Annotated in this window: 1 protein-coding gene; it reads right to left on the reverse strand. The window is 66.2% G+C overall.

What is annotated here, in order from left to right; all coding sequences use genetic code 11:
- On the reverse strand, nt 1–1,454 hold a 1,454-nt coding region (locus AC1DQ3_RS36415), incomplete at both ends, for a calcium-binding protein (RefSeq protein ID WP_477124935.1).

Consider the following 1,454-nt stretch of genomic DNA (forward strand, 5'->3'; position numbering starts at 1 on the left):
CCCCGGTCATCGCCCTCGCCGCCGAGCAGCACGTCGGCACCGGCCTCGCCGTTGAGCGTGTCGTTCTGTGCGCCACCCGACAGCGTGTCGTCGCCGGCACCGCCATTCAGAGTGTCTGCGCCGTCGCCGCCATCGAGCGTGTCGTTGCCAGCGTACCCATACAGCGTGTCGTCCCCAGCCAGCCCGAAGAGCGTGTCCGCCGTGGCATAGCCGTGCAGCGTGTCGTTGTCCGCGCTGGCGACCTGCACCAGCGCCATGATGGCGGCCACATCCCACATCGCGCCATCGGCAAAGCGGATCTGCTCGACCTGGTAGCCGTAGGTGGCGTCGTTGTGGAAGTAGTTGGCGACAGTGAGGATATCGGCGCTGCCCTTGAGGGTCAGCACCAGGTTGTTGCCTTCGCGCACGGCCTTCACATCGTCGGTGGTGATGCCATTGCCCAGCTGGATGACATCCTGCTTGCCTGCCGTGGTGTCRGCGCTGGAGATGGTGTCCTTGCCCGAGCCGMGGCCRAACAGATAGACGTCGTTGCCGGTGCCGCCATCGAGCGTGTCGTTGCCTGCACCGCCATCCAGGGTGTCATTGCCGCCACCACCGGACAGCCGGTCATCGCCCTCGCCGCCGAGCAGCACGTCGGCACCGGCCTCGCCGTTGAGCGTGTCGTTCTGTGCGCCACCCGACAGCGTGTCGTCGCCGGCACCGCCATTCAGAGTGTCGGCGCCGTCGCCACCATCGAGCGTGTCGTTGCCAGCGTACCCATACAGCGTGTCGTCCCCAGCCAGCCCGAAGAGCGTATCCGCCGTGGCATAGCCGTGCAGCGTATCGTTGTCCGCGCTGGCGACCTGCACCAGCGCCTTCATGGCCGCCACATCCCACATCGCGCCATCGGCAAAGCGGATCTGCTCGACCTGGTAGCCGTAGGTGGCGTCGTTGTGGAAGTAGTTGGCGACAGTGAGGATATCGGCGCTGCCCTTGAGGGTCAGCACCAGGTTGTTGCCGTCGCGCGTTGCCTTCACATCATCGGTGGTGATGCCATTGCCCAGCAGGATGACATCCTGCTTGCCTGCCGTGGTGTCAGCGCTGGAGATGGTGTCCTTGCCCGAGCCGCGGCCGAACAGATAGACGTCGTTGCCCGTGCCACCATCGAGTGAGTCGTTGCCCACACCGCCATCCAGGGTGTCATTGCCGCCACCACCGGACAGCCTGTCATCGCCCTCGCCGCCGAGCAGCACATCGTCCCCGGCCTCGCCATTGAGCGTGTCGTTCTGTGCGCCACCCAACAGCGTGTCGTCGCCGGCACCGCCATACAGCGTGTCGGCACCATCGCCACCATCGAGCGTGTCGTTGCCAGCATACCCGTACAGCGTGTCGTCCCCAGCCAGCCCGAAGAGCGTGTCCGCCGTGGCATAGCCGTGCAGCGTGTCGTTGTCCGCGCTGGCGACCTGCACCAGCGC

Source organism: Cupriavidus sp. 01T418, assembly GCF_056398885.1.